The sequence below is a fragment of the Streptomyces sp. NPDC087440 genome (assembly GCF_044744005.1).
Lineage (GTDB): Bacteria > Actinomycetota > Actinomycetes > Streptomycetales > Streptomycetaceae > Streptomyces.
The window spans coordinates 506,440-533,196 of record NZ_JBIUXN010000003.1; the positions used below are offsets into that span (position 1 = coordinate 506,440).

Consider the following 26,757-nt stretch of genomic DNA (forward strand, 5'->3'; position numbering starts at 1 on the left):
GTGCCTTGACGCGATTCTGATGCGTCCGTACGCGGCGGGGGTGCGGCCCCTCGCCGGGGCCGCACGTCCCTCCCGTACGGCTGGCGCCCCGGTCCTCCCGCAGGTCGGGCGCCCCGGTCAGTCGGCGTCGACGATGTGCCCGTCGCGCAGTTCCATGACCCGGTCCGCGAGGCCCAGCAGCTGGGCGTCGTGCGTGGCGACCAGCGCCGTCACGTTCTCGCTGCGGACCACCGCGCGGAGCAGTTCCATGACCGCGAGGCCGGTCTCCGCGTCGAGCTGTCCGGTGGGCTCGTCGGCGATCAGCAGGGAGGGCCGGTTGGCGAGCGCGCGGGCGATGGCGACGCGCTGCTGCTGGCCGCCGGAGAGCTCGGTGGGGCGCTGGGCGGCGTGGTCGGCGAGGCCGACCAGGGAGAGCAGCAGGGCGACCCGCTCCTCGCGCTCCTTGGGGTCGGTCTTGCGCAGCCGCAGCGGCACCCCGACGTTCTCGGCGGCGCTGAGGATGGGGATCAGGCCGAAGGACTGGAAGACGAAGCCGATGCGGTCGCGGCGCATTTCCAGCAGGCCGTTCTCGCCGAGGGCGCCCACGTCGGTGCCGTCGACGACGATGCTGCCGCCGTCCGCCTTGTCGAGGCCGCCGACGAGGTTGAGCAGGGTGGTCTTGCCGGAGCCCGAGCGGCCCTTGAGGGCGACCAGTTCACCGCGCGGCACGTCGAAGGAGACACCGCGCAGGGCGTGCACGGCGGCAGCTCCGGAGCCGAAGGAGCGGTGCAGGTCCCGGACGCGGACCATGGGGTCCTCCGCCAGTGCCGTGCCCGTGCCCGTGCCGGTGGTGGTCTCCGTGCTGTCGGTCATCGCCCGCTCCCCCGCTCGTACCGCTGACGTTCGTACTGCTGTCCGTGCGCTCATTGTTGCCCATGGGTCCGACATTCGGCCCGCCGCCGGTCAATCTCCTTGATCGGGTGCGGGATTCGGCCCCTCTCCGGGATCCGCCGGGCGCCGCGTCCCGTCCGCCCACACGCCGACGTGGTCGCTCTCGGCGCTCAGGCGGACCCGGCCGCGCAGCCCGTACCGCTCGATGTGCTCGCGCGGCAGTTGCAGCCGCCCCACCCGGTCGAGCACGGCGAACTCCTCGCCTGCCGCCGCCCCGTGGGCCCGCAGCGTCTCGGTGGCGGTCCGGCCGTCCCGGATCCGCACGGTGCGCCGGACCTGGTCGGAGACCAGGGGGTCGTGGGTGACCACCAGGACGGTCATGCCGAGTTCCTCGTTGGCGCGGCGCAGCGCGGCGAAGACCTCCTCGCCGCTGGCGGTGTCGAGTTCGCCGGTGGGTTCGTCGGCGAACAGCACCCGCGGGCTGTTGGCGCTCGCCACGGCGACGGCGACGCGCTGCTGTTCGCCGCCGGACATCTGCTGCGGGCGGCGGTCGCGGCAGTATCCGACGCCGAGCGCGTCCAGCAGTTCCTGTGCCTGCGGGGCGCGCTTGCGGCGCGGCACGCGCGCGTACTTCATCGGCAGGGTGACGTTCTCCAGGGCGGTGAGGTACGGCAGCAGGTTGCGGCCGGTCTGCTGCCAGACGAAGCCGACGGTGCTGCGCCGGTAGCCGAGGCGCTCGGTGCGGCCCATGGACAGCAGGTCGTGGCCGGCCACCCGGGCACGTCCGGCGGTGGGCAGGTCGAGGCCGGAGAGGATCGACAGGAGCGTGGACTTGCCGGAGCCGGACGCGCCGACCAGGGCCACGCACTCGCCGTCGTCGACGACGAGGTCGAGGCCCTGGAGGGCCTGCACTTCGACGTCCTCGGTGCGGTAGACCCGGACGACGTTGTCGCAGACGATCAGTCCTTCGTCGGTGACGGGTTCCGCACCCGAGCGGGCGCGCTCCTCCAGGGCGCTCAGGTCGGCCACGGTGCCGGTCATGTCTGTTCTCCCAGTCGCAGTACGGTGCCCAGCCTGCGGCGTCTGGCCAGGGCGGTCTCCACGGCCACGGCCGCCGCCACCAGCAGCAGGAACCCGCCGCCCAGGACGGCGAAGGCCGCGTAGTCGGTGCGCGGTACGGGGTCGAGCGGGCCGCCGGTGAAGCCGCGCAGGTCCAGGGCGTCGCCCAGCAGTCCGGGCAGCAGGAGCCCCAGCGCGCTGCCGCCGAGCGCGGCGGCGGCCACCACCGGCAGCAGTTGCACCAGGTTGAGCGCCCCGGTGGCGCGGTCGCCGAGCCCCATGGTGCGCAGCCGGGCGGCGGTGCGCCCGCGTTCGGGTGCGGACAGCAGCAGGTCGAGGACGAGCGCGACCAGTGCGAGGAGCACTGTGAGTACGGTGCACAGCCGGTACGCCGTCGTCAGCGCGGCCAGCACCTGGTCGTCGGCGATCGCGGCCTGTTCGTCGGCGAGGATGCTCAGGGTGCCGACGTTGGAGCTCTTCCCGCCGCGCGGCACCAGGGTGCGCAGTGCCGCGGCGTCGATGTCGGTCCCGTACAGCAGCAGCGCCGACCTGGTCACGGTGGACGGGTCGAGGTTCTGGACGGCGGAGGCGTCCGCCAGCACCACGGGGGTGTCCGAGGTGCTGTGCAGCGGGCCCAGGACGTCGTCGCGGGCGACGTCGTCCGGCAGGGGGCCGACCACCTTGACCCGGGTGTCGGTGCCGCGCACCTGTGCCTGGTAGACGCCGCCCTGGCGCAGCGGCGGGGCGGCCAGCACCGGTATCTCCTTGCCCGGTCCCGGCCGGACGCCCGTCAGTGCGCGGGCGACGGCGGAGTGCGGGGCGGCCCTGCGCAGGGCGGCGGCGTCCAGGGACTGCAGGGCGACGTTGCCGACGGTGGTGCCGTTGCGGCCGTCCCGCAGGTCGGCCGAGCGCTGGGTGATGACGATGTGGTGCCGCACTCCGGGTGCGGTCGAGAGGCTGCGGACGGCTCCCGGGTCGAGGGTGTCGACGACGTAGGAGGCGTCCGCCCCGGTCTGCCACCGGACGGCGTCGCGGCGCCCCTCGGCGAGGGTCTGCGCGACGAGGCCGCCGAAGACGGCGGTGCCCAGGGTGGTGACCAGGACCAGCAGTGCCAGGGCGCGCGAGGGGGCGTCCTGGGCGGCCCTCGACAGTGCGAGCATCGGCACGGTGCCCCTGCGGCGGGCCGACCAGCGGGCCGCCGCGCGCACCGGGGCCGGATAGCAGCGCACCAGCACGATGACCGCGGCGACGCCCAGCAGTGCGGGGACGACGGCGAGCTGGAGGTCGGGTTCGGCGGCGGGGGTGCGCGAGCGCAGGAGGAACACACCGGTGCCGGTGAGCAGCAGCAGCCCGCCCTCCAGCGTGAGGCGGCGCAGGGCGGCGCTGCGGGTGCGCCGGGACCGGGTGCGGATCGGGGCGTGCAGGGCGCCGTCGCGCAGGGCGTGCCAGGTGAGCAGGGGCAGCAGCAGCCAGACGGCGACGGCGAGGTACAGCGGGGTCGCGATGCCGGGGGGCGGCGCCCCGGCGGGGGCGTACCGGTGCGCGAGCAGCACTCCCGCCGCACAGCCGGCCAGCACCAGGGGTGCGGTGCCCGCCCCGGCGGCGCACGCGAGGCGCAGCGCGGAGGCGCCGCGGGCCCGGCGCAGCCGCAGTTCGGGCAGGCGGCGCCGGAGCGCGAGCAGGCTGGCGACGGCGCAGGCGGCGAGGCCCACGCAGAACAGCGAGGCGGGGGCGAAGGCGATGAGCACCCGGACGCGGGCCCAGTCCTTCTCGAAGGTGTCGACGGCCTTCAGGAGCGGGCCGACGCTCAGCAGCCTGGTGCTGCCGTGCCGGCCCAGCGCGCATTCGTAGCCGCCGGACCCGAAGCTGGGCTCGCCGCAGAACTGTGTCGCCGCGTTGTCCGTGTACGCCGTGAAGCTCTGCCGCAGGCTGATGAGTCCCTGCTGGGTCGCCAGGGGGGTGGCGTCGGCGGCGTCGAGGTTCAGCCGCAGCCGCCAGACGGCCATCAGGTCGAAGCCCTGCTCCTCCTGGATGCGCTCGGCGCCCGAGACGCCGATGATCGCGTACGTCTGCCAGGCCGGGGCCGCGTTGGGGGCGGAGGTCCGCAACGGGGTGGCCAGCGGCGGCACTTCGCGCTGGAGCCTGGTGTCCTTCGGGGTGAAGAACCCGACGACGCGCACGGGACCGCCCGCCTGTTTGAACAGGGGGCGGGGCGTCATGACCAGTCGCTGGCCGAGGCGCAGTTTGAGCGTGTCGCGCGCACGGGTGGAGACCGCGACCTCCAGTTCCCTGCCGGTGGAGACGGGGGCGGGAGGGCGGCCTTCGGCGTACGTCTGTGCGCTCGGCGCGTCGTCGGGCAGGACCAGTGTGAAGCCGGTCTCGCCCCCGGGCGTCGGGGTGTAGCCGCCGCGGATCTCGATGCGGGTGGAGTCGTGGACCACCTTGCCGGCCAGCTGTCGGGGCACCGATCCGGTGATCAGGTTGCGGGTCGCCTCCAGGTCGCCCGCCATCGCCCCGGTGGGCGTCTCCTTCGTGCCGAGCGGGGCGAAGACGGTGAAGAACTCCAGCCCGGGCGCGGCGCGTTGGGCCTCGGTCAGCCGGCCGGCCAGTGCCTTCCCGGCGAGGCTGTCGACGACGCCGGGGCCCGCCGAGGCGACGAGCGCGAGCAGCGCGGTGAGCAGGGTGAGGCACAGCAGCAGCGGCGCCTGCGCGCGGGCCCGGCGCAGACCGGAGTGCCGCAGCAGCCGGCCGACGCCACCCGGCCGCGCCCCGCCGGACGCCCCGCTGACCGCACCGCCGGACGCCCCGGACCTCTTCCTCGCCGCGCCGGAATCCGTACCGGACCCGTCCGATGTCGTACGCGTACGGTCCTCGGGCCCGCGGCCCTCGTCCGGGCCGTCCGGTGTCCTGCGGTCGCCGCTCATCGGTCCTCCCCCGCGCGCAGCACCCGGGCCAGGTCGGTGCGCGCCAGGAAGCGCGCCGCCAGGGTGACCACCCCGCAGATCAGGGCGGTGGTCGCCCCGACGGTCAGCCCGACCTTCCCCCAGGGGATCTCGGTGCGCAGCCACGGGAAGACGGGGCTGCCTCCCGCGTCGACGGTGACCAGCGGCATGATCGCCGAGGCGAGCACCGTACCGAGGCAGGTGCCGAGCACCGCCGCGACGGCGGCGATGACCAGCTGCTCGGTCCACAGGTAGGCGGCGAGCTGTCCGCGCCGCACCCCCAGCGCCCGCAGCAGCGCGAACTCCCGCTGCCTGGCCCGCGCGGAGAGCGCGGTGTGCAGGGTGAAGGCGACGACCGCGAAGGCCGGGGCGAGCATCAGGCACAGGGTGAGCGCACCGCGGGACCCTTCCCGCAGCGGGTCGTCGGCCAGTGCGCGCTGCACCTGCGGCACGTCGACGACGGTGCCGTACTGCTTCTGCCGGGCGGTGCGCAGGGCGGCCGCCGAGTCGCCGTCGCGCACCGACACCCACCACGTCCGCTCGTCCTCGCTCAGCCCACCGGCCAGGACGAGTTGGGCGGTGAAGGCCCGGGAGTCGGCCAGCAGCCGTGGCTCGGCGCGTTCGGTGCCCGGGACGGCGGCGATCCGGCCGACGATCCGAAAACGCAGCAGGCGCCCGGAGACGGTGGCCTTGAGGACGCTGCCCTCGCGGAGGTTCTGGGAGTCGAACAGGGCGTCGGTGGCGAGCGCGGGCATCGGCGCGGCCGCCTCCTGCGCGGGGGTCGGCACCAGGGAGACGCCCCACTTGGGGAATTCGGCGGGCAGCACGGGCCCCCGTACCACCGAGTCCAGCAGCGTTCCCGGTTTCCCGGTGTCGGTGCACAGCACCGGGCCGGACGGTGTCGGCGATCCGGGCAGCGGCGGCCCGGCGCCGGGGCAGCCCGCCGCCGCGCGCGGAACGCGGTTCCCCAGCTCGTAGTCCAGCCACAGCGGGCGCTCGCCGAGCCCCGGCAGCCCGTCGACCGTCAGCCGGTAGGTGCGCTGCACCGTCTCGCCCTGCATGCTCAGGGCCACCCGGACGATGCGTACGGGCGCGGTGTCGTCGGCGTGGACGGGCAGCGGCAGCCGTACGGTCCGGGCTCGTCCCGCGTCGACCGGCAGGAGGACCGCGCTCTGGCTGACGAGGCCGTCGCCGTCCGCGAAGTCCACGGCGAGCCGTACGGGCGCCGGCTTGCCGGGTCCGTCCGCCGACAGACGCACCCGCAGCGGCAGCCGGTCCCGGCCGCCCCGGTGGGCCTGCGGGCCCAGGACGATGCCGTGGTCGGGGATGTTCTTGCCCAGCGGGGCGAGCAGTTCGGCCACCGGCCGCCGCACGAGGTCGGGGCGGACGGCGGGGGCAGGACCGGTGCTGGTGTTCAGGGCGGTGATCCCCACCGACGCCTGGTCCAGGGTGCCCCGGGTGTCGAAGACGGGCGTGACGGAGCGCACGCCGGGCAGCGCCTGGAAGGCGGCGCGCCGCTCCCCCGACGGCACTCCCCCGGTGGGGCTGGGGCTGATCGTCAGATCGGCGCCGACCTGGAACACCGCCTGGTCGTGGTCGCCCCGGTCGAGCATGGCCAGCGAGGTGCTGCTCAGCGCCCCGACCGCGAGGGCGAGCGCCACCACCAGGGTGGGGCCCGCGTGCCCGGTGGCCCGGCGGCCGACCTGCCAGCCGCCCAGCGGCAGGACGAGCCCGCGGCCGCGTCCGGCGAGGGGTTCGGTGATCCGGGCGACGAGCGGCAGCAGCCGCAGGACGAGCAGCGCGGACGCGCAGGTCATGGTGACGGGCGCGAGGACGAGGACGGGGTCGACGCCCGCGTCGCCGACCGGGGTGCGGTACTGCTGGAGCTGGAGCCAGCCCAGGACGGCGACGACGGCCAGCGCCAGGTCGGTGCCCGCCCGCTGCGCACCCGCCCAACGCCCCATCCGGCGGCGGAGTTTGGCGACGGCCTCCCCGTCGCCCGCGGCGCGGACGGCGGGCGCGAGCATCGCCGCCCCGTGCACCAGCACGGCCAGCAGCGCCATCGCCCAGCCGACGGCGAGCAGCGCCGACTGCGGTACGTCGCCGGGGAGGAACCCGGCCCGGCCGAGCACCCCGAGCAGCGGCCCCGCCAGGAAGGGCGCGGCGAGTCCGGCGGGCACCGCGACGGCGATCCAGTGTGCGACGGCCGACCCGGCGATGCGGGGCGTGCCCGCTCCGCGCGCGGCGAGCAGGGCGAGTTCGGGTCTGCGGTGTTCGGCGAGCTGGCGGGCGGTGAGGACGAGCGCTGCGGCGGCCAGGGCGGCCAGCAGGCTGGCCGGGATGTAGAGACCGGCCCGGCTGACGGCGATGGGCGTGGTGAGCTGGTCGAGGGCGGAGGCCAGCGATCCGTCCACGGTGATCTTCGGCCCGGGGGGCGGTTCGGCGCCCCGGAAGACGGAGAGGTTGGTGTCGCTCCCGGTGAATCCGAGGAGCCGGTCGCGGAGCGGTTCGATGTCGCCGAGCCGTATCCGCTCGGCCCGGGGCAGACCGACCCACAGGTCCCGGGTGTCGCGGACCAACCGGGGTTCGGCGACGAACGCCTCGTGCGCCACGAGGACCAGGCTCGTGCTGACGCCGAAGGAACCGGCCGCCGCACGCCACAGCGCCGGGTTGCCGCCGCCGGTGTCGAAGCTGCCGGTCATCCGGGCCCGTACCCGGCTTCCGTCGGCCAGCACGACGGTGAAGGCGTCACCGGGGCGCAGCGCCAGCCGGGCGGCGAGCGCCACGGGCAGTGCGGCCTCCATCCGTCCTCCGGCCGCGCCCGCACGCGGCCACGCGCCCGCGACCAGCCGGGCGTCCTGGTCCTTGGCCGGTCGTGCGGCGGCCCCCGGGCCGCCGACGGCGACCACGCTGACGGTGAGGTCGTCCAGTTCGCGCCCGCCCGTGTCGGTCACGCCGAACCCGCCGGCGAACGACGACGGCGACCGCAGGACCGGCACGGTGCGGTGCGGGACGTCGCCGAAGGCCCGGGTGAACGCGGCCCGCACCCCGGCGTCCGTACGGGCGTAGTCGGCGGCGACGGCACTGCCCTTGGGGTGGTCGCCCAGGACCCGCAGCGACGCGGCCTGGTCGGCGGCCAGGCGGCGCTGGATGCCTCCCTCGACGGCCTTCTCGGTGAGGGCGGCGAGCGCGGCGAGCACGGTCGCGGCCAGCAGCACGGCGAGCGCCGCCGCACAGAGCACCAGGGCGTGGTGCCGCCCCCAGCGCAGCAGAACGGGCGTCCTGGCGCGCCCGGTCCGCGGCTTCTTGTCCCCCACAGCCGCATTCCTCCCCCGTGTGACCGCCACAGTATGAGAGGCCCACCGGGCGGCGGGCAATGCTTCCGACACCCCAACTGCCGCTCTCGGAAAAGGAGTTGCGGTGAAACGGCCGGTGGCCCGCACCCCTTGCGGGAGTGCGGGCCACCGGCCGTACGAACGAAAGCGGGCTCAGCCGAGCCGGGCGATCCCCTCCGTGGGGACTCAGCGCACCTCGGTGATCTCCGGGCCGCGCTGCAACTGCCCCATGCCGCCGGAGAAGCGGGACTCCGCCTGCTCCTCCTGCTGGACGCCCTCGGCGACCATCTGCGCGTCGTCGGGCAGCTTCAGGACGATCGGGTCGCGGGGAGCCATCGGCCCCTCGCCCCGGACGACCACGGTGTCCAGGAAGATCTGCTCCAGCACGCCCGCGGCCTCGGGCTGCACCGCGCCCTGCCCGGAGATCACTCCGCGCAGGAACCAGCGGGGGCCGTCGACACCGACGAAACGCACCAGCTGCACACCGCTGTTGCCGTCCGGCAGCTGTACGGGGACCTGCGCGCGCAGCTCCCAGCCGAGCGGGCCCTCGACCTCGTCGATGTGGCCGCCCTGGGAGGTGATGCCGGTGGCGATCTCCTCGCGGACCTCGCCCCAGATGCCCTCCTTCTTGGGCGCGGCGAAGGCCTGCAACTGCACCGCGCTGTCGCGCAGGACGACCGTCGCGGCCACGATCGCGTCGCCCGCGACCTCCACGCGCAGCTCCATGCCCTCGACCCCGGGCACGAAGATGCCGCCCAGGTCGACCCGGCCCTCGCCGGGCGAGGAGACCTCGGAGACGTCCCACGGGCCGTCGGGGCGGGGGGCCGGCGGCAGGTTGACCCGCTGCCCCTCGCCGTCCCCGGCCTCGACCTCTTCGGCGACCTGCTCGGTCACGCCCGCCTCGTCCTCGGCGGATTCGCTCTTCTTGCGACGTCCGAACACGTCACTTTCCTTCCCGGTCGGCAACGACCGAAGCGTAGGAGTTCCGACCCACTGAATCACTCGTGTCGTCCGCCGGGCCACCCTCCGGTGCACCCACCGCGGCGTGGCCGCCGGTGGACCCGAAGCCCCCTTCGGCCCGCGCCGAGCCGGGGAGTTCCGCGACCTCGTGGAAGCGGACCTTCTCGACCTGCTGGACGACCAGTTGGGCAATCCGGTCGAAACGCTCGAACCGCACGCTCTCGCGCGGGTCCAGGTTGACCACGATCACCTTGATCTCCCCACGGTACCCGGCGTCCACCGTCCCCGGGGCATTCACGAGCGCCAGACCGCAGCGGGCGGCGAGCCCGGAGCGCGGGTGCACGAACGCGGCGTACCCGTCGGGCAGCGCGATGGAGATGCCGGTGGGCAGCACGGTCCGCTCGCCGGGGGCCAGTTCGCAGGCCTCGGTGGTGACCAGGTCGGCCCCGGCGTCCCCGGGGTGTCCGTACGACGGAAGCGGTACGTCCGGGTCCACGCGCCGAATCAGCACATCTACAGGGTTACGGCTCATGGGTTCACCTCGAAGGCGCGGGCGCGCCTGACCTGATCGGGGTCGGCCATGGCCGCCTGGATCTCCTCCGGGCGGCCGTTGTCGATGAAGTGGTCGACCTTGACTTCGATGAAGAGGGCGTCCGCGCGGACCGCGACGGGCCCGGTGGGGCCGCCGATCCGTCCGGTCGCCGTGGAGTAGATCTTGCGGCCGTGCACGGCGGTCACCTCGGCGTCGAGGTGCAGCACCGTGCCGACGGGCACGGGACGGACAAAATCCGTCTCCAGCCGTCCCGTCACCGCGATGACCCGCAGCAGCCACTGCAACGACCCGAGCGTCTCGTCCAGCGCGGTGGCCAGGACGCCGCCGTGCGCGAGGCCGGGGGCACCCTGGTGGGCGGGCTTGACGGTGAACTCCGCGCTGACCCGCACGCCGGGCCCCTCGCCCGCCCGCGCCGCCAGGTGCAGCCCGTGCGGCTGTCCCTCGCCGCACCCGAAACAGTGCTCGTAGTGCGCGCCGAGCAGCTCCCCGGGGGCCGGGGCTTCGGGGTGCCGGAGGGGGGCTATGGCGTCGGCCGGGGGCGTCAGGGCCGCGGACGCGGCCGGGCGTCCGGGAGTGGCCTCCCGGGGGTTGTCAGTACTCACAGGCGCAGACCTTACCCGCGTACGGATACGCAGGTCGCGCCGTGCCAAGCTAAGCGGTATGCAGTCCTACGAAGAACGCCTGACCGCGCCCCGCTCCTGGTGGCTCATCACCGTGGGGGTGGGCATCGCGTGCGGGTTGATGCTGCTGCCGCTGGGCACGCTGCCGATGCTGGGCGCGGTGGTCGTCGGCATCCTGCTGACGGGTGCGCTGGTCAGCAGTTACGGATCGGTGCGGATCAGGGTGGTCGCGGACTCGCTGGTCGCCGGTGACGCCCGGATTCCGGTGTCCGCGCTGGGCGACGTCGAGGTGCTGGACGCCGAGGAGGCGCGCGCCTGGCGCACGTACAAGGCGGATCTGCGCGCCTTCATGCTGCTGCGCAGCTACATCCCGACGGCGGTCCGCATTCCGGTCACGGACCCGGACGACCCGACTCCGTACGTCTACCTCTCCACGAGGCACCCCCAGGCCCTGGCCGACTTCCTGAAGTCCGTACGGGCGGCGGGCTAGCCCTCCGACTCCTTGCCGCCCGCCTCCAGCTCCCTGAGCTCGCGGGCGTGGTCCAGGGGCGGCAGCTCGGGGAGCGCGTCCCAGGGGACCTGCCGGGTGCGCAGGTCACGGCGGATGTGTTCGGCGAGCTTCTGGGTGTCGCGGCGGTTCATGACCGCGCCCACGGCCGCGCCGACCATGAACGGCATCAGGTTCGGCAGGTTGCGGACCATGCGCTTCATGATCTGCTGGCGCAGCTCGCGCTTCATCTGTCCGCCGAGCGCCGCGTTCAGCGTGGTGGGCTTGGTGATGTCGACGCCGCGTTCCTCGGCCCAGGAGCCCAGGTAGGCGATGGTGCGCTGCTTGAGGTTGCCGGGCGGGCGCTGACCGTAGACCTCGTGGAGTTCCGCGATGAGCTTGAGCTCGATCGCGGCGACGCCGGTGATCTCGGCGGCCAGCTCGGCCGGCATGGCGGGCGGTACGGGCATCATGGCGGCCGCGCCGATGCCCGCGCCCACGGTGGAGGTGCCGTTGGCGGCGCCCGCGACCAGCTTGTCGGCGAGCTCCTCGGGGGTGAGCCCGGGGAACTGCTTGCGCAGGGTCGCCAGGTCGCGCACGGGCACGCGGGGGGCGTTGTCGATGACGCGGTCGGTGAGGTGGGCGAGGGCGGCCTTCGCTCCTTCGCCGCCCTTGCGGACGCCCTGCCGGAGGGCGGGGACGCTGTTCTTGAGGGCGGGAACGCCCTTCTTGAGGGCGGGGACGCCCTTTTTGAGAGCCGCCAGGCGCCGGGTCCCGGTCACGGACCCCTTCGAACCGTCGGACGGGACCGCGAGGTCCTGCCCGCCGCTCTGTACGCCGGCGGCTTCTCCGGGTGTGCCGTCCGCGTCGGGAGATTCCCCGGCGGAGGACGGCACGAGGGCGGAGGACTCGGCGGACGCCTCCGTGGCGTCCGTCGGGCCGTTCCCGCCCGGTTGTTGTGCCTCCGACGCGTTCTTGCGCCGGAAAGGCCGCTTCCTGAACGGTGTCGCGCCAGTCACGGCCGACCCCGTCCTAGTCGCAGTCGCGGCAGATCGGCTGGCCGTTCTTCTCGCGGGCCAGCTGGCTGCGGTGGTGGACCAGGAAGCAGCTCATGCAGGTGAACTCGTCGGCCTGACGGGGCAGCACGCGGACGGACAGTTCCTCGTTGGAAAGGTCCGCGCCGGGCAGCTCCAGGCCTTCAGCCTGCTCGAACTCGTCGACGTCGACGGTCGTGTTCGACTTGTCGTTCCGCCGTGCCTTGAGTTCTTCGATGCTGTCCTCGTTGAGGTCGTCATCGGTCTTACGTGGGGTGTCGTAATCCGTTGCCATGTCGCTCTCCCCCTCTGGGTGGTTGCGGTGTCTCCAGCGCAGTAACGCGTGAGAGGCCGGACTTGTGCCCGACCTGAGGCGGAGATTTTGCCTCACATCAAGGTCTGTTACTCAATCGACACCTCAGACGCACTCCGCGGAGTGATCGTCTTGGATGGCGATCGGGACCGTACACGGTCCGAATGTCGCACCGCCCGTGCACCACCCCGTGTACTTCCCGTGATCCCACCCCCCGGAAACCCGGACTTTTCCGGGTTTTGAGGAGGGTTGGTGATCACGGAGAGTAGGTGGCCGGGAAATGCGACCTGTGATCGATCACACACGGAGCTCCCGGGTTTCCGTCCCGAAAATTCCGCTTAAAGCGAACACATTGACGGCTTCACCAGACGTCACACTGCCGTGTCCGAAGGAACTCAGACCGGAAGCATCACGCGCATGACGAGGCCGCCGCCCTCGCGAGGCTCCGCGATGATACGGCCTCCGTGAGCCCTCGCGACGCTGCGCGCGATGGACAGCCCCAGGCCTACGCCCTTGTCGCTGCCCGTTCGCTCCGTACGCAGCCGTCTGAACGGCTCGAAGAGGTTGTCGATCTCGTACGCGGGAACCACTGGACCCGTGTTCGAAACCACCAGCACCGCCTGTCCGTGCTGGATCTCGGTGGTGACCTCGACCCAGCCATTGTCGGCCACGTTGTACCGGACCGCGTTCTGAACGAGGTTCAGCGCGATCCGCTCCAGCAGCACGCCGTTGCCCTGGACCACCGCGGGCTTCTGCTCCCCGCGCAGCTCCACGCCCTTGTCCTGGGCCTCGCCACGGGCCTGGTCGAGGGCCCGGGTGGCGACCTCGGCGATGTCGACGGGCTTGCGCTCGACGATCTGGTTGTCGCTGCGGGCCAGCAGCAGCAGACCCTCCACCAGCTGCTCGCTGCGCTCGTTGGTGGCCAGCAGGGTCTTGCCGAGCTGCTGGAGCTCCACCGGGGCCCCGGGATCGGAGAGGTGGACCTCCAGGAGGGTCCGGTTGATCGCGAGCGGCGTGCGCAGCTCGTGGGAGGCGTTGGCGACGAAGCGCTGCTGGGCGGTGAAGGCACGCTCCAGCCGGTCCAGCATCTCGTCGAAGGTGTCCGCCAGCTCCTTCAGCTCGTCGTCCGGGCCGTCCATCTCGATGCGCCGGGTCAGGTCCGTACCGGCGACGCGTCGGGCGGTGCGGGTGATCCGGCCCAGCGGCGACAGGACGCGGCCCGCCATCGCGTACCCGAAGGCGAAGGCGATGACGCTGAGGCCGACCAGGGCGAGCAGGGAGCGGTTCAGCAGGTCGTTGAGGGCGTCCTGCCGCTGGCCGCTCATGCACTCGCGCAGCATCGTGTTCAGCTGGCCGTTGTTCTGCGCGTCGACGATGGAGGGACAGCTGTGGCTGGAGAGCCTGGCCGGGCCCGAGATCTGGAAGTCGGGGTAGGCCGTGCCGTCCCGCAGCGCCTGCGCGGTCAGCAGGTAGATGATCGACAGCAGCAGGATGCCCGCGATCAGGAACATGCCGCCGTAGAGCAGGGTGAGCCGTATCCGGATCGTGGAGCGGATCCAGGGGAAGGCCGGTTCCGGCTGGCGGGGGTCCCAGGAGGGCTTGGGCGGTGTTGCTGGTGGGGCGGGGGCCGTCTTCACCGCCGCCTCAGATCCGGTAGCCCGAGCCGGGCACCGTGACGATGACGGGCGGCTCGCCCAGCTTGCGGCGCAGGGTCATGACGGTCACCCGTACGACGTTGGTGAAGGGGTCGGTGTTCTCGTCCCACGCCTTCTCCAGGAGCTGTTCCGCCGACACCACGGCGCCCTCGCTGCGCATCAGCACCTCCAGCACCGCGAACTCCTTCGGCGCGAGCTGGATCTCCCGGCCGTCGCGGAAGACCTCGCGCCGGTTGGGGTCGAGCTTGATGCCGGAGCGCTCCAGTACGGGCGGCAGCGCGACGGTGGTGCGACGGCCCAGCGCACGCACGCGGGCGGTCAGCTCGGTGAACGCGAAGGGCTTGGGCAGGTAGTCGTCCGCGCCGATCTCCAGGCCCTCCACGCGGTCGCTGACGTCGCCGGAGGCGGTGAGCATCAGGACCCGGGTGGGCATGCCCAGCTCGACGATCTTGCGGCAGACGTCGTCGCCGTGCACGAGCGGGAGGTCGCGGTCCAGGACCACGACGTCGTAGTCGTTGACGCCGATCCGTTCCAGGGCGGCGGCGCCGTCGTACACGACGTCGACGGCCATGGCCTCCCGGCGCAGTCCGGTGGCCACCGCATCGGCGAGCAGCTGCTCGTCCTCGACGACGAGTACGCGCACGTCGGGTCCTTCCCTCGGGCACCGTGAGACGGCTCACGGTGCATGGTGTGTGGACCCCCATCCTGCCCGTTTCGGCCGTAAACCGGCTGTAAGGCGGCTTGCGGGGCGCTCCCGGCGGGGCACGGACGGCCGGGCGCAGCGACGACTTCCATGATTCTTGGGGCAGTTGAGGTTTCTCCCCGGCACCTGGCGGGGAGGACATTCAAACACCCGCGATCACGCCCCGTATGTGGCGCGCCACAGCCCGCTCTGTCCCCCCGGGACGGTCCAGAGGGCATGCGCCGACGCTGCCGGGGGTGCGTGTGATCGAACCACCCTCGGCACACCCCCGTGCCACCGACCCATGACGAGGGGGCGCACCCATGGACGCTTTCACCACCAGTCTCCTGAAGCGCATAAAGGACACCGAGTCGGACCTCTCCCGTGCCCGGGAGGCCGGCGACGACTTCCTCGTGGACGTCGAGCAGGAAGAGCTCAACGACCTGCACCAGCTCGCCGCCGAACACGGCGTGGAGATCGACGTGGCCGCGTAAGCGGTACGCCCACGAGCGGAGGGGCTCGATCCGGTACGTCGCCGGGTCGAGCCCCTCCGTCATGTCCGGGCGGCGCGTCAGTCGTGCCAGGCGCCCAAGTCCTCCAGCAGCCCCTGGAGCGGGGGGAAGACGCCCGGGGAGGCGGCGACCGTCAGCTCGGGCGAGGCCGGGCTGCCGGGCCTGCCGCCGGTCAGGGCGCCCGCCTCGCGGGCGATCAGGTCACCGGCCGCGTAGTCCCAGGGGTTGAGCCCGCGCTCGTAGTAGCCGTCGAGCCGCCCGGCGGCGACGTCGCACAGGTCGACGGCCGCCGAGCCGCCGCGCCGGATGTCCCTGAAGCCCGGGATCAGTTGCCCGGCGATCTCCGCCTGCCGCCTGCGGCGCTCGGCGAGGTAGCCGAAGCCGGTGCCGATCAGCGCCTGGTCGAGGGAGGGAGAAGAACGGACGGCGAGCCTGCGCTCCGGCCCCGCCGGACCGTCCACGTACGCGCCGCCGCCGAGCACCGCGCGGTACGTCTCCCGGCGCATCGGCGCCTCGACGACGCCGACGAGGGTCTCGCCCCGGTACTCGGCGGCGACGGAGACGGCCCAGGTGGGCAGCCCGTACAGGTAGTTGACGGTCCCGTCGAGCGGATCGACCACCCACCGCACCCCGCTGCTGCCCTCGGTCGCGGCGCCCTCCTCCCCGAGCACGCCGTCCTCGGGCCGCCGCTCGGCGAGGATCTGGGTGATCAGCTTCTCGGCCGCGAGATCCATCTCGGTGACGACATCCACCGAACTGGACTTGGTCGCCGCCACTGCGAGGTCGTCGGGCCGCCCGTCCCGGAGCAGCTCACCGGCCCGCCGGGCCACTTCGAGGGCGACACGGAGCAGTTCGGCCTTCAGATTCTCGTCGTTCACGGTTCTCCCATGGGTGGTGGTGTGTGGCGCCGGGGGCCTGCTGCGGCGGGTTGCTGTTCCTGATGGGGCTACGCCCCTTGCCCCCTGCACGGGCTCCGCCCGCGCGTCCTCAAACGCCGGACGGGCTGATATGCCGCCCGAAGGGCAGGCATTCAGGGGCGCGGGGCTCTGCCGATGTGCGGCTCCGCCGCGTGGGCGCGACCAGCCACAACGAACCCGCACGGAACCGGTCCCCGCCCCGCAGGGTTACGGGAAGGGGCGGGGCGGGGAGGAGAACACCTCACCACCCCGCACACCCCCTCACCCGAAGGGACTGTCCGCCCCCGCCGCCGCAGGCTTCGGCGCCCGCGACGGGCAGCACCCCACCGGGCACACGTCATGACTCGCCCCGAGCGCCCCCAGCGCACAGGGGCGAACCACCACACCCCGCTCGGCAGCAGCCCGCTCCAGCACCAACTCCCGCACCGCAGCCGCGAACCGCGGGTCGGCGCCGACGGTGGCCGACCGCCCCACCGGCAGCCCCAGCTCGGCCGCCTTCGCCGTCGCCTCCGTGTCCAGGTCGTACAGCACCTCCATGTGGTCCGACACGAAACCGATCGGCACCATGACGACGGCCGGAGCCCCCGCCCCGTGCAGCGCCTCCAGGTGGTCGCAGATGTCCGGCTCCAGCCACGGGATGTGCGGCGCGCCGGACCGCGACTGGTACACCAGCTCCCACGGCCGCTCGGCGACCCCGGTCGCCTCCCGCACCTCGTCCACGATCAGCCGCGCCACGTCCAGGTGCTCGGCGACGTACGCACCGCCCTCCCCGTGCGCCTCCACGGGACCGGACGTGTCGGCCGCCGCGTTCGGGATGGAGTGCGTGGTGAAGGCCAGGTGGGCGCCGTCCCGCACCTCCTCGGGCAGCTCGGCCAGGGACATGAGCACGCCGTCCACCATCGGCCGTACAAAACCGGGGTGGTTGAAGTAGTGCCGCAGCTTGTCGACGCGCGGCGGCTGAAGACCCTCCGCCCGCAGTGCCTCGATCGACTCGGCCAGGTTCTCGCGGTACTGGCGGCAGCCCGAGTACGAGGCGTACGCGCTGGTCGCCAGGACCGCGATGCGGCGGTGCCCGTCGCGGGTGATCTCCCGCAGGGTGTCGGTCAGGTACGGGGCCCAGTTGCGGTTGCCCCAGTAGACCGGGAGGTCCGCCAGGCCGTGCTCGGCGAAGTCCTTGCGGAGGGCGTCCAGGAGCTTGCGGTTCTGCTCGTTGATCGGGCTGATGCCGTCGAAGAGGAAGTAGTGCTGCCCCACCTCCTTGAGGCGCTCCTCGGGGATGCCGCGGCCGCGGGTGACGTTCTGGAGGAACGGGACCACGTCGTCGGGGCCCTCGGGGCCGCCGAAGGAGAGCAGCAGCAGGGCGTCGTAGGGGGTCGCGTCGGACGCTGCGAGGAGCGTGTCACCGAGGACCGCATCGGGCTGATCAGGCATACCTCGATCCTGCCACCCGCCTCTGACAGGCCCGCACCCGACACAGATCACACTGCCGGTGCGGCGATCCGGTACGTAATCTGTACGAAAACCTGTACGAACCATTTACACGTGTTAACGGCGCCGGCCCCCAGAGCGCGCCTGATCGGCGGAACCTCAGTTGTCCAGTCCCTACCGCGCCATATTCGCCGCCCCCGGCACCACGAGCTTCTCGGTGGCGGGGCTGCTCGGCCGGATGCCGCTGTCCATGATGGGCATCGGCATCGTCACGATGATTTCCCAGCTCACCGGCCGTTACGGCCTGGCGGGCGCCCTCTCCGCCACCCTCGCGATGTCGGCCGCCGTCTTCGGCCCGCAGATCTCCCGGCTGGTCGACCGGCACGGCCAGAGCAGGGTGCTGCGCCCGGCGACGCTGGTGGCCGCCGTCGCCGTCGCGGGCCTGCTCGTCTGCGCCCAGCAGGGCGCCCCCGACTGGACGCTGTTCGTGTTCGCGGCGGGCGCGGGCACCGTACCCAGCGTCGGGTCGATGATCCGGGCCCGCTGGGCGGCGATCTACCGCGACTCCCCGCGCGAACTGCACACCGCGTACTCCTGGGAGTCGATCGCCGACGAGATCTGCTTCATCTTCGGGCCGATCGCCTCGATCGGCCTGTCCACCGCCTGGTTCCCCGAGGCGGGCCCGCTGATCGCGGGTGTGTTCCTGCTGGTGGGCGTCTTCTGGCTGACCGCGCAGCGTGCCACCGAGCCGGTGCCGCATCCGCGCGCGCCGGGCGCCAGGGGCGGCTCCGCGCTCACGTCCCGGGGCCTTCAGGTGCTGGTGGCCACCTTCGTCGCCACCGGTGCCATCTTCGGGTCGGTCGACGTGGTCACCGTGGCCTTCGCCGAGGAGCAGGGCCACAAGGCCGCCGCCAGCCTCGTGCTGGCGACGTACGCGCTCGGATCGTGCCTGGCGGGCGCGGTGTTCGGGCTGCTGCACCTCAAGGGCTCGCCCACGAAGAGGTGGCTGCTGGGCGTGTGTGCGATGGCCGTGAGTATGATCCCCCTCCAACTGGCCGGGAACCTTCCGTTTCTGGCCGTGGCGCTCTTTGTCGCGGGCCTCTCCGTCGCACCGACGATGGTGACCACGATGGCCCTCGTCGAGCAGCACGTACCCCGCACCAAACTGACCGAGGGCATGACCTGGACCAGTACCGGGCTCGCCGTCGGCGTCTCGCTCGGCTCGTCCGCCGCAGGGTGGGCCGTCGACGGGATGGGCGCGGACGCGGCGTACGTGGTGCCCGTCGTGGCGGGAGCCGTCGCGGCCGCGGTGGCGTTCCTGGGGTACCGCCGGCTGGGCAGGCCGGCACCGACTCGGGGAGGGCACGGCGCCGATGAGCGACACCACGAAGACGAGCACCGCCTGGCGTAACTGGTCGGGCACCGTCACCGCCCGCCCCGCGCGGGCGGTGACCCCCTCGTCCGTCGAGGAGCTGGCCGACGCGGTACGTACTGCCGCAGCCGAGGGTCTGAAGGTCAAGCCGGTGGGCACCGGCCACTCCTTCACCGCCATAGGGGCCACCGACGGCGTGCACGTCCGTCCCGACCTGCTGACCGGCATCCGGGACATCGACCGCGAGGCGGGCACGGTCACCGTGGAGGCGGGCACTCCGCTCAAGCGCCTCAACGTGGCGCTGGCCCGCGAGGGCCTGTCGCTCACGAACATGGGCGACATCATGGAGCAGACGGTCGCGGGCGCCACCAGCACCGGCACCCACGGCACCGGCCGGGAGTCCGCTTCACTGGCCGCCCAGATCAAGGCCCTTGAGCTCATCACGGCCGACGGCCGGGTCCTGACCTGCTCCGAGAAGGAGAACCCCGAGATCTTCTCGGCCGCCCGCATCGGTCTGGGCGCGCTCGGCGTCATCACCGCGATCACCTTCGCCGTGGAGCCGGTCTTCCACCTGACGGCCCGCGAGGAGCCGATGGGCTTCGACCGGGTCACCGCGGACTTCGACGCGCTCGTGGCCGAGAACGAGCACTTCGAGTTCTACTGGTTCCCGCACACCGACAACTGCAACACCAAGCGCAACAACCGCACCCTGGGCCCGGTCGCCCCGCCCGGAAGGCTCGCCGGGTGGATCGAGGACGAGTTCATGTCCAACGGGCTCTTCCAGGTGGTCTGTTCGCTCGGCAGGGCGGTGCCGCGCACCGTCCCGGCCATCGCCAAGGTCTCCAGCCGCGCCCTGTCCGCCCGTACGTACACGGACATTCCGTACAAGGTCTACACGAGCCCGCGCCGGGTGCGCTTCGTGGAGATGGAGTACGCCCTTCCGCGCGAGGCGGCGGTGGAGGCGCTGCGCGCGGTGAAGGCGATGGTCGAGCGCTCGCCGCTCAAGGTCAGCTTCCCGGTGGAGGTGCGCACCGCCCCCGCCGACGACATCCCGCTGTCCACCGCGTCCGGCCGGGAGACCGCCTACATCGCGGTCCACATGTACAAGGGCACGCCCTACCAGGCGTACTTCACCGCCGTCGAACGCATCATGACGGCGCATGGCGGACGGCCGCACTGGGGCAAGATGCACACCCGCGACGCCGAGTACCTGGCGGCGGCCTACCCCCGTTTCGCCGAGTTCACCGCCCTCCGCGACCGTCTCGACCCCGACCGCCTCTTCGGCAACGACTACCTGCGGCGCGTGCTGGGCGACTGAGGCCCCTTCGGCGGCCGCTGACGAGGCGTTACGGAGCCGGGCACGCCCCGCATGGGCTGCCGGGCGGGGCGTGCCGGGGCCCGGGACGGGGACCCGGGCGCGACGGGTCCGGGGCCGGCCCGCCGAGGCCCCGGGACGCCCGCAGGGGCCCTCAGGACTCCGGGGTGTCCGCACCCGCCCCGGCGGGCGGTGCGGGTGCCTGCTGGCGCCCCTGAGTGCCCTCCGCGGCGCCCTGGTCGGTCTTGGCGCCCTGGTCGGCCCCGGTCTCCGGGTCCTTGGTGGGCGGCGGGGTCTGGCCACCGGTGGTGCCGCCGGTGCCCGTGGTGCCACCGGTGCCGGTGGTGGGGTCGGGGGTCGGAGTGGGGTCCGGGTCGGGGGTCTCGTTGCCGCCGGTGGTGCTGGTGCCGGGGTCGGGGGTCTGCTTGCCGCCGGTTCCCTTGTCGGGGGTCTCGCCGGTGGTGCCGGTGGTGCCCTTGTCCGGGTCCTGGGAGGCGGGGGGCTGTTCGGCGGGCGGGGTCCGCTTCTCCTGGTTGCCGGTGAAGACGCTCTCGATCGCGGGCCTGCTGTTGCCGCTGAGGGGCGATGCGACCAGTTCGTACACCGTGATCCCGCCCATCGCGACCGCGAACACCACCGCGGCCCCGATCGCCGAGCGCTTCCAGCCCCGTACGCGCGTGCCGTGCACGGTCGCCTCGCTGAACTCGCCGTCGCCCGGAACCTGGCCGTCGCCCAGTCCCGTCGGCACCTCCACCTGGCGCAGCACGCGCGTCGCGCCGTCCACGTACGGCTGCCGGTTCTTCGGCTTCGCGTGGACGGTGACCTCGCGCAACTGCTCGCCGGTGCGCTTGAAGAAGTGCTGGAAAATCGTTCCGCCACTGGTGGCGACGACGCTGACCACGCCCGCGCCGATGACCGTTCCGTACACGCCCAGCTTGGACGCCAGCACGGCCGCGACCACCGCGGCCACGGCACTGCCCGCGACCTGCGCCACGCTCAGATCGATGCGGCGCTTTGCCGGTTCTTCACCGGTATCCGGCTTCTTGTCCATCCCCAACCTCTGTTTGCCCTTCCGTTCCACCTTGCTACAGGAAGGGACATTTGGGCGAAGTGAAAAGTTCCGCTTCTGATCTTTCTGTGAATCAGGACACTCAAGGGCGTCAGCCCGTCACTCACGGGGCAGGAGCGCGCTCGTGAACGTTGACGGGGGACGACCCCTTCGGGGGTGTGACAACTCCCGTACCGGGGGAGAACTTCGACGGCGCGCCGGTCCACCCATGTGGCCCGAATGGAGTAGTGTGGCGAGCCCTGGAACCGGTCTCCCCCTGGGCGTCCGGACCCTTCGGGAGGGGGCCGAACGGCACTCGTAACCGGCGGCGCCGCGGCATCGAACGGGTACCTGCTACACAGGGTGACCAATGGTTACTTTGCGTCGACAACAGGTCACCGTGCCATAACGGCGAGCGAGGGCGCAACGCCCGACACGCCGGGCAACACGGCAAGGTAGTGGCAGGCTGCACCCGGGCAGGCCACACTCGACTAGCGGAAGCAGCGACGCACGTGACGTCGGCAGGCACCACCCGGGAGGTCCCCATGCCCGAACTGCGTGTCGTGGCCGTCAGCAACGACGGCACACGGCTGGTTTTGAAGGCTGCGGACAGCACGGAGTACACGCTTCCGATCGACGAGCGACTGCGTGCCGCCGTCCGCAACGACCGCGCCCGACTCGGCCAGATCGAGATCGAGGTGGAGAGTCACCTCCGCCCTCGCGACATCCAGGCGCGGATACGAGCAGGAGCCTCTGCCGAAGAGGTCGCCCAGATGGCCGGTATTCCGGTCGACCGGGTGCGCCGCTTCGAGGGGCCCGTGCTCGCCGAGCGCGCCTTCATGGCCGAGCGCGCCCGCAAGACCCCCGTCCGCAGGCCCGGTGAGAACGCCGGTCCGCAGCTGGGCGAGGCGGTGCAGGAGCGACTGCTGCTGCGCGGCGCCGACAAGGAGACCGTCCTCTGGGACTCCTGGCGTCGCGACGACGGCACCTGGGAGGTCCTGCTCGTCTACCGGGTCGCGGGCGAACCGCACTCGGCGAGCTGGACGTACGACCCGCCGCGCCGGCTGGTCGCGGCCGTGGACGACGAGGCGCGCTCGCTGATCGGCGAGAGCGACGACCTGCCCGCGGCTCCCGAGCCCAGCTTCCCGTTCGTGCCCCGGATCGCCCGCCTGCCGCGCGACCGGCCGCTGGACCGGGCCCTCGACCGTTCCCTGGAGCGGCCGCTGGACCGGGCCCTGGACCGGCAGTTGGATCGGCCCGCGCCGCCGCCCGCCATGGAGGCGGACGACGGTGGGTCCGAGCGCGACTCGCTGACCAGCCTGCTGGAGGCCGTGCCCAGCTTCCGCGGCGACATGGTGGTGCCGGAGCGTCAGGTTCCGCCGCCTCCGCCGGAGCCGCCGAACGCGCTCGACGCGGACGAGAGCGAATCCGTACCGGAGGAGCCGCCCGCGGCCGCCGGGGCGGGAGCGGCGTACGCGGACGTGCTGATGCCGCGTGCCGTGGCGGGTCACCGCGACCGGCTGGTCGGTACGACGGACCGGCAGGCGGAGGCGGACGGCGTACGTCCGGGCCGCCGGGCCGCGGTGCCGAGCTGGGACGAGATCGTCTTCGGCACGCGCCGCAAGAAGCAGGAGTAGCGGGAGCGGCAGTACGAGCAGGAGTGGACGGCAGTACGTCGTCGTGAGGAGGGGCCCGTACGTTCTGCGTACGGGCCCCTCCTCGTCGGTGTGCCTACTGCGGGTCCGCGCCCGTGGCGACCGGGCGGGACTCGTCGCAGGACCACTCGGACCAGGACCCCACGTACAGCGCCGCCTCGACGCCCGCGAGCTCCAGGGCCAGCACCTGGTGCGCCCCGGACACCCCGGAGCCGCAGTACACGCCGACGGCACTCGCCTCGCCCGTCCCGAGTCCGGCGAACCGCCCGGCCAGCTCGGCGGCGGGCCGGAAGCGGCCGTCGGCGGCGGCGTTCTCGCTGGTCGGGGCCGAGACGGCGCCCGGGATGTGGCCGCCGACACGGTCGATGGGCTCGACGTCGCCCCGGTAGCGCTCGGCGGCGCGGGCGTCGAGAAGCAGGCCGGTGCGTGCGAGGTCGGCGGCGGCGTCCGCGTCCAGCAGGCCGATGCCGCCGGGCTTCGGCCGGAAATCGCCCTCGGCGGGCGCCGGGGTCTCGGTGCTCAGCTCCCCCGCCCAGGCCGCGAGGCCGCCGTCCAGGACCCGTACGTCCTGGTGGCCCGTCCAGCGCAGCAGCCACCAGGCGCGGGCCGCGGCCCAGCCGAGCCCGCCGTCGTACACGACGACGGGAGTGTGCGCCGAGACGCCCGCGCGGCGCATGACCGCACCGAAGGCCTCCGGGTCCGGCAGCGGGTGGCGGCCGCCGGTGCCGGGCGGTCCGGCCAGCTCCGCGTCGAGGTCGACGAAGACGGCGCCGGGCAGGTGCCCGGCCTCGTACTCGGGGCGCAGGTTCGGGCCGCCGAGCTGCCAGCGGACGTCGAGGAGGACGGGCGGACGGGGGCCTGCCGACTCGCTCGCGAGGTCGGCTGCGGAGATGATGGCGTTCATGGGGGCCATCCTCGCGCAGCGCAGCGCCGGGCCGTCACTCCCCCGCCACTCCCCCGTCCCGGGGCCCTCTCGTAACGAGGTGGAAACGAGACGCGCGGCGCGGCCGGGGCGCGCTCCGCGCCGGGTGGTGCAAGCATCTGCACGGGGCACGAATCCGTACCGCGACGCGCGGGGCACGAATCCGTACCGCACAACGGCGTGCACGCCCCGATCCTGTACGGCCACCACGAATGGTCCGAGGAGAAGTGAATGACCGAGGCTGCCGCACGGCACACGCCCGGCACCCCCTGCTGGGTGAGTCTGATGGTGCACCAACTGCCCACCACCCAGGAGTTCTACGGAGCACTGTTCGGCTGGGAGTTCCGGCCGGGCCCCCAGCAGCTCGGCCCGTACGTCAGGGCCCTGCTGGACGGACGGGAGGTCGCGGGCCTCGGCCAGCTGCCGCCCGACCGGCACCTGCCCACCGCGTGGACGCCGTACCTGGCGACCGACGACGCGGGGGCGACCGCACAGGCGGTCAACAGCAGCGGCGGCACGGTCGCGGTCGGCCCGCTGGACGCGGGCGACGCGGGCCGGATGGCGATCGCCTCCGACCCTGCGGGCGCGGTGTTCGGCCTCTGGCAGGCGGCGGACCACCGGGGCGCGGCGCTCGCCGGGGCGCCGGGGACGCCGGTCTGGAACGAGCTGGTGACGCGGGAGACGTCCAGCATCGTGAAGTTCTACCAGGCGGTGTTCGGCTACGACGCGGAGGCGGTCGTCTCGGCCGACTTCGACTTCACGACGCTGCTCCTGGACAAGAAGCCGGTGGCCTCCCTGCACGGGGTGGGCAACGCGCTGCCGCGCGACCGGGGCGCGCACTGGATGACGTACTTCGAGGTCGAGGACACGGACGCGGCGGCACTGCTGGTGCGCGACCTGGGCGGCCACGTCCTCCAGCAGCCCCGCGAGACGACAAACGGCCGGGCGGCGGTGGTCGCGGACCCCGAGGGGGCGGTGTTCACGATCGTGAAGTCGAACGGCGGGTGAGGCGCACACCGCCGTGGCGGTGAGCGCACCGGGTGGGTACGGGGTGCCGCCCTGCTGGCGGGCGGCGCTCAACCACCGGTCACCGCAAGGCCCCGGTCCGGGGTTCGTCGGCTCAGCTCGCGCTGACCGGCAGCACGTCCGGGGACAGCGCGCCCGCGTGGGCCGACGCGCTGGTCATGTGCCTGCGGTGATGACGGCGGCACAGCACCTCGTACCCGATGTCCTCGGCGGGCTGGTTCACGTCGCCCACGACGACCTGCTCGCCGCCGACCGTGCGCGCGTTGTGCGTCGCCCGCGCCCCGCACCAGCACATCGCCTCGACCTGCAAGGTCTCCAGCCGGTCCGCCAACTCGATAATCCCCTGCACTGGCAGCCGACCACCGCCTCCCACGTCTCCACCGCCGTCCCTGCCGTCAACATAGATCTACAACTGGTCAGTGAGGTCGGGGCCCCGACCGTCGATGACGTCAGGTTCTCCGATTCCGTAGCCCTGGGCCCGACCGAAGTACGTGGCTTCGCCAGGGTCCAGGACGCACATTCCCTAGGGGCTCTGAGGAGTTTCGACATGATGCCTTCCTTACGGGTAGACCTGGCCGCCGGCCGGGACGATTACGGAGGGGGCCGCGGCGCTGTCCATGCGCCGTCTGGCCCGGGAGCTCAACAGCACGCCGATGGCCCTGTACCACCACGTACAGGACAAGGACGAGCTGCTGATGCTGCTCCTGGACGTGTACGCCGACGCCATTCCGCGCCCCGAGCTGCCGGGGGATCCGCGCGAGAGGCTGTCGTACTGCGCGCACATGTTCCACGACATCCTGGCGGACCGCCCGTGGATCGTGGAGGTGCTGTCCTCCGACGCCTTCGCGAGCGTCTCCGCGCTGTGGATCGTGGAGGGCGTGATCGACTCACTGGTCGAGTGCGGGCTCACCCCGCAGGACGCGGCGCAGGGCTATCGCGTCATCTGGACCTACACCGTGGGCGAGTTGACCCTGCGCCACCGCAGGCGGCCCGAGCGGACCGCGCCCACGCGGCTCGACCTCACCATGGCGTCGCTGGACGCCCGGGAGTACCCGAGGCTCGCCGCCTTCGGGTCCCGGTGGAACGAGGTGACGTCAACGGACGACCACCGGCGCGGCCTGGAGACCGTGATCGACGGGCTGCTCGCCCGGGTCTGAGGGCGGATGCGCATCCGCTAGGCGTCGACCTCGCCCACCCAGCCGAATTCCAGCAGCCCCTTGGGCAGGTACTCGGAATTCACTTCGACGGGGAAGTCATTGTCGTGGGCCATGCAGGCGAGGGCGAGGGGACCGAGGGCCACCAGTCCATCGCTGTCGAGAGAGCGCGCCTCGTCACTCGTCCAATACTGCTTGTGCCACGTGAGCGACTCGGACAGAACGGTGTTGAACTGCTCCGTCTCCCTGCGGTTGAAGAGCTGAAACAATTCCAGCGGCGGATACGCGATCTTCAACAGCAGGTCCGCGTCGGCGTACTGCGCGGTTGCGGGTTCGGTTCCCTCAACTGCCGTGACCAGCTTGCCCCACATTTCATCGGAACGACGGAACCAGTAACTCTGGAGGGCTTCCACCCAGGCATAAATGTACTCGTCGAAAACTGCACCCGAATCCCGGAGGAGTTCCACCGGAACACGCATCAGCCGGTCGAGGCGTTCATTTTCCCGGCAAATGGTGGCCAGGTAGACGGACGTCACCCACGCTCCCGCATGGGTGTAACCCGTCGGTCCGGTGGAAGGAAGAGTCTGCTCCTCCCCGTTGACCCCGATACGGCAGGTGACGGTGCTCTCCGTGGAAACGGCCGCGTCGAACAGCGCGGAGCCGACCTGCATCGCCGTGATCCACGCCTCCCACGTCTCGAACTTCTCCACCTCGGGATCGACGGCGCACCGCAGTTTGGCGACCGTCAACGTGCTGGCCAGCGCCCGGGAGCGCGACATCTCGGACTCGCCGAGCCGGTCGATGATCCGGCGGACGCTCTGCGTGAGCCCAGCGAGGTCCGCGCTCCCGGCTTCCGCAGGAAAGTCGTGACGAGGAACGCTCGTTACCACTGACTGTC

General features: G+C 72.6%; 23 protein-coding genes and 1 pseudogene. 7 read left to right on the forward strand and 17 right to left on the reverse strand.

Features of this window, described 5'->3' with window-relative positions:
* Positions 1-117 precede the first annotated feature (117 nt).
* The 7 genes from ACIO3O_RS10420 to ACIO3O_RS10450 form a co-directional block, all read right to left on the reverse strand.
* Entirely contained in the window at positions 118-852 is a 735-nt protein-coding gene (locus ACIO3O_RS10420) for an ABC transporter ATP-binding protein (RefSeq protein ID WP_401744267.1), read from the reverse strand.
* Between the two features lie 90 nt (positions 853-942).
* Entirely contained in the window at positions 943-1,911 is a 969-nt protein-coding gene (locus ACIO3O_RS10425) for an ABC transporter ATP-binding protein (protein ID WP_401744268.1), read from the reverse strand.
* Positions 1,908-4,853 carry a hypothetical protein gene (locus tag ACIO3O_RS10430; protein WP_401744270.1) on the reverse strand — a complete coding sequence of 982 codons (2,946 nt, stop codon included), beginning with the start codon at positions 4,851-4,853 and terminating at the stop codon, positions 1,908-1,910. Before ACIO3O_RS10430 ends, ACIO3O_RS10425 begins: the two co-directional genes overlap by 4 nt.
* Positions 4,850-8,188 (reverse strand): ABC transporter permease, encoded by a 3,339-nt coding sequence (locus ACIO3O_RS10435; RefSeq protein ID WP_401744272.1) that lies wholly within the window; start codon positions 8,186-8,188, stop codon positions 4,850-4,852. Before ACIO3O_RS10435 ends, ACIO3O_RS10430 begins: the two co-directional genes overlap by 4 nt.
* A 204-nt stretch (positions 8,189-8,392) precedes the next feature.
* Complete coding sequence (locus tag ACIO3O_RS10440) at positions 8,393-9,148, reverse strand: DUF3710 domain-containing protein (RefSeq protein WP_401744273.1); 756 nt, start codon at positions 9,146-9,148, stop codon at positions 8,393-8,395.
* 1 nt (position 9,149) lies between these two features.
* The gene (gene dut / locus ACIO3O_RS10445) at positions 9,150-9,698 is read right to left on the reverse strand and encodes a dUTP diphosphatase (protein WP_401744275.1); all 549 of its coding nucleotides are present in this window, start codon (positions 9,696-9,698) and stop codon (positions 9,150-9,152) included.
* Positions 9,695-10,321, reverse strand: a complete 627-nt coding sequence (locus tag ACIO3O_RS10450; protein ID WP_401744277.1) for a PaaI family thioesterase — start codon at positions 10,319-10,321, stop codon at positions 9,695-9,697. The genes dut and ACIO3O_RS10450 overlap by 4 nt, the downstream gene beginning before the upstream one ends.
* Before the next feature lie 58 nt (positions 10,322-10,379).
* Here ACIO3O_RS10450 and ACIO3O_RS10455 point away from each other — a divergent pair, with 58 nt between their 5' ends.
* Positions 10,380-10,829 (forward strand): DUF3093 domain-containing protein, encoded by a 450-nt coding sequence (locus ACIO3O_RS10455; protein WP_401744278.1) that lies wholly within the window; start codon positions 10,380-10,382, stop codon positions 10,827-10,829.
* Here ACIO3O_RS10455 and ACIO3O_RS10460 read toward each other — a convergent pair.
* The 4 genes from ACIO3O_RS10460 to ACIO3O_RS10475 form a co-directional block, all read right to left on the reverse strand.
* Positions 10,826-11,845 (reverse strand): hypothetical protein, encoded by a 1,020-nt coding sequence (locus ACIO3O_RS10460; RefSeq protein ID WP_401744279.1) that lies wholly within the window; start codon positions 11,843-11,845, stop codon positions 10,826-10,828. The two genes, ACIO3O_RS10455 and ACIO3O_RS10460, sit on opposite strands and share 4 nt — an antisense overlap.
* A gap of 13 nt (positions 11,846-11,858) precedes the next feature.
* The gene (locus tag ACIO3O_RS10465; RefSeq protein ID WP_185026814.1) at positions 11,859-12,155 is read right to left on the reverse strand and encodes a DUF4193 domain-containing protein; all 297 of its coding nucleotides are present in this window, start codon (positions 12,153-12,155) and stop codon (positions 11,859-11,861) included.
* Positions 12,156-12,568: 413 nt separating this feature from the next.
* On the reverse strand, positions 12,569-13,810 hold the full coding sequence (locus ACIO3O_RS10470; protein WP_401744280.1) for a sensor histidine kinase: 1,242 nt from the start codon (positions 13,808-13,810) through the stop codon (positions 12,569-12,571).
* 7 nt (positions 13,811-13,817) lie between these two features.
* Positions 13,818-14,471 carry a response regulator transcription factor gene (locus ACIO3O_RS10475; RefSeq protein ID WP_185026810.1) on the reverse strand — a complete coding sequence of 218 codons (654 nt, stop codon included), beginning with the start codon at positions 14,469-14,471 and terminating at the stop codon, positions 13,818-13,820.
* 362 nt (positions 14,472-14,833) lie between these two features.
* On the opposite strand from ACIO3O_RS10475, the gene ACIO3O_RS10480 reads away from it, so the two are divergent.
* Positions 14,834-15,004, forward strand: a complete 171-nt coding sequence (locus ACIO3O_RS10480) for a hypothetical protein (RefSeq protein WP_401744281.1) — start codon at positions 14,834-14,836, stop codon at positions 15,002-15,004.
* A gap of 77 nt (positions 15,005-15,081) precedes the next feature.
* On the opposite strand, the gene ACIO3O_RS10485 is transcribed toward ACIO3O_RS10480, so the two are convergent.
* Complete coding sequence (locus tag ACIO3O_RS10485; RefSeq protein WP_401744282.1) at positions 15,082-15,900, reverse strand: inositol monophosphatase family protein; 819 nt, start codon at positions 15,898-15,900, stop codon at positions 15,082-15,084.
* Positions 15,901-16,200: 300 nt separating this feature from the next.
* Entirely contained in the window at positions 16,201-17,370 is a 1,170-nt protein-coding gene (locus ACIO3O_RS10490) for a ferrochelatase (protein ID WP_401744284.1), read from the reverse strand.
* A gap of 160 nt (positions 17,371-17,530) precedes the next feature.
* Between ACIO3O_RS10490 and ACIO3O_RS10495 the strand changes: the two genes are divergently transcribed.
* Positions 17,531-18,778, forward strand: coding sequence for an MFS transporter (locus ACIO3O_RS10495; RefSeq protein WP_401744285.1), 1,248 nt, complete (start codon positions 17,531-17,533; stop codon positions 18,776-18,778).
* Positions 18,741-20,057: a D-arabinono-1,4-lactone oxidase gene (locus ACIO3O_RS10500; RefSeq protein WP_401744286.1), complete on the forward strand. Its 1,317-nt coding sequence runs from the start codon at positions 18,741-18,743 to the stop codon at positions 20,055-20,057. The genes ACIO3O_RS10495 and ACIO3O_RS10500 overlap by 38 nt, the downstream gene beginning before the upstream one ends.
* 151 nt (positions 20,058-20,208) lie before the next feature.
* On the opposite strand, the gene ACIO3O_RS10505 is transcribed toward ACIO3O_RS10500, so the two are convergent.
* The gene (locus ACIO3O_RS10505; RefSeq protein WP_401744288.1) at positions 20,209-21,105 is read right to left on the reverse strand and encodes a hypothetical protein; all 897 of its coding nucleotides are present in this window, start codon (positions 21,103-21,105) and stop codon (positions 20,209-20,211) included.
* 542 nt (positions 21,106-21,647) lie between these two features.
* Between ACIO3O_RS10505 and sepH the strand changes: the two genes are divergently transcribed.
* Positions 21,648-22,739 carry a septation protein SepH gene (sepH, locus tag ACIO3O_RS10510; RefSeq protein WP_401744289.1) on the forward strand — a complete coding sequence of 364 codons (1,092 nt, stop codon included), beginning with the start codon at positions 21,648-21,650 and terminating at the stop codon, positions 22,737-22,739.
* Positions 22,740-22,833: 94 nt separating this feature from the next.
* Here the strand turns inward: sepH and ACIO3O_RS10515 are convergent, their stop codons facing one another.
* The gene (locus ACIO3O_RS10515; RefSeq protein WP_401744290.1) at positions 22,834-23,661 is read right to left on the reverse strand and encodes a sulfurtransferase; all 828 of its coding nucleotides are present in this window, start codon (positions 23,659-23,661) and stop codon (positions 22,834-22,836) included.
* Between the two features lie 249 nt (positions 23,662-23,910).
* Here ACIO3O_RS10515 and ACIO3O_RS10520 point away from each other — a divergent pair, with 249 nt between their 5' ends.
* Positions 23,911-24,687, forward strand: coding sequence for a VOC family protein (locus ACIO3O_RS10520; protein WP_401744291.1), 777 nt, complete (start codon positions 23,911-23,913; stop codon positions 24,685-24,687).
* Between the two features lie 112 nt (positions 24,688-24,799).
* Here ACIO3O_RS10520 and ACIO3O_RS10525 read toward each other — a convergent pair.
* A pseudogene (locus ACIO3O_RS10525) lies at positions 24,800-25,051 on the reverse strand (thymidine kinase); the annotation flags it as partial.
* A 271-nt stretch (positions 25,052-25,322) separates the two neighbouring features.
* Here ACIO3O_RS10525 and ACIO3O_RS10530 point away from each other — a divergent pair.
* Positions 25,323-25,862 (forward strand): TetR/AcrR family transcriptional regulator, encoded by a 540-nt coding sequence (locus ACIO3O_RS10530; RefSeq protein WP_401744292.1) that lies wholly within the window; start codon positions 25,323-25,325, stop codon positions 25,860-25,862.
* A gap of 17 nt (positions 25,863-25,879) precedes the next feature.
* On the opposite strand, the gene ACIO3O_RS10535 is transcribed toward ACIO3O_RS10530, so the two are convergent.
* Positions 25,880-26,749, reverse strand: a complete 870-nt coding sequence (locus ACIO3O_RS10535) for an immunity 49 family protein (protein WP_401744293.1) — start codon at positions 26,747-26,749, stop codon at positions 25,880-25,882.
* Positions 26,750-26,757 lie beyond the last annotated feature (8 nt).

What these genes read in the sequence shown, in the direction of transcription:
- ACIO3O_RS10420 (WP_401744267.1), bottom strand. Translation starts at nt 852, where the DNA reads ATGACCGACAGCACGGAGACCACCACCGGCACGGGCACGGGCACGGCA.
- ACIO3O_RS10425 (WP_401744268.1), bottom strand. Translation starts at nt 1,911, where the DNA reads ATGACCGGCACCGTGGCCGACCTGAGCGCCCTGGAGGAGCGCGCCCGC.
- ACIO3O_RS10430 (WP_401744270.1), bottom strand. Translation starts at nt 4,853, where the DNA reads ATGAGCGGCGACCGCAGGACACCGGACGGCCCGGACGAGGGCCGCGGG.
- dut (WP_401744275.1), bottom strand. Translation starts at nt 9,698, where the DNA reads ATGAGCCGTAACCCTGTAGATGTGCTGATTCGGCGCGTGGACCCGGAC.
- ACIO3O_RS10455 (WP_401744278.1), top strand. Translation starts at nt 10,380, where the DNA reads ATGCAGTCCTACGAAGAACGCCTGACCGCGCCCCGCTCCTGGTGGCTC.
- ACIO3O_RS10465 (WP_185026814.1), bottom strand. Translation starts at nt 12,155, where the DNA reads ATGGCAACGGATTACGACACCCCACGTAAGACCGATGACGACCTCAAC.
- ACIO3O_RS10480 (WP_401744281.1), top strand. Translation starts at nt 14,834, where the DNA reads ATGGACGCTTTCACCACCAGTCTCCTGAAGCGCATAAAGGACACCGAG.
- ACIO3O_RS10490 (WP_401744284.1), bottom strand. Translation starts at nt 17,370, where the DNA reads ATGCCTGATCAGCCCGATGCGGTCCTCGGTGACACGCTCCTCGCAGCG.
- ACIO3O_RS10500 (WP_401744286.1), top strand. Translation starts at nt 18,741, where the DNA reads ATGAGCGACACCACGAAGACGAGCACCGCCTGGCGTAACTGGTCGGGC.
- ACIO3O_RS10505 (WP_401744288.1), bottom strand. Translation starts at nt 21,105, where the DNA reads ATGGACAAGAAGCCGGATACCGGTGAAGAACCGGCAAAGCGCCGCATC.
- sepH (WP_401744289.1), top strand. Translation starts at nt 21,648, where the DNA reads ATGCCCGAACTGCGTGTCGTGGCCGTCAGCAACGACGGCACACGGCTG.
- ACIO3O_RS10515 (WP_401744290.1), bottom strand. Translation starts at nt 23,661, where the DNA reads ATGAACGCCATCATCTCCGCAGCCGACCTCGCGAGCGAGTCGGCAGGC.
- ACIO3O_RS10520 (WP_401744291.1), top strand. Translation starts at nt 23,911, where the DNA reads ATGACCGAGGCTGCCGCACGGCACACGCCCGGCACCCCCTGCTGGGTG.
- ACIO3O_RS10530 (WP_401744292.1), top strand. Translation starts at nt 25,323, where the DNA reads ATGCGCCGTCTGGCCCGGGAGCTCAACAGCACGCCGATGGCCCTGTAC.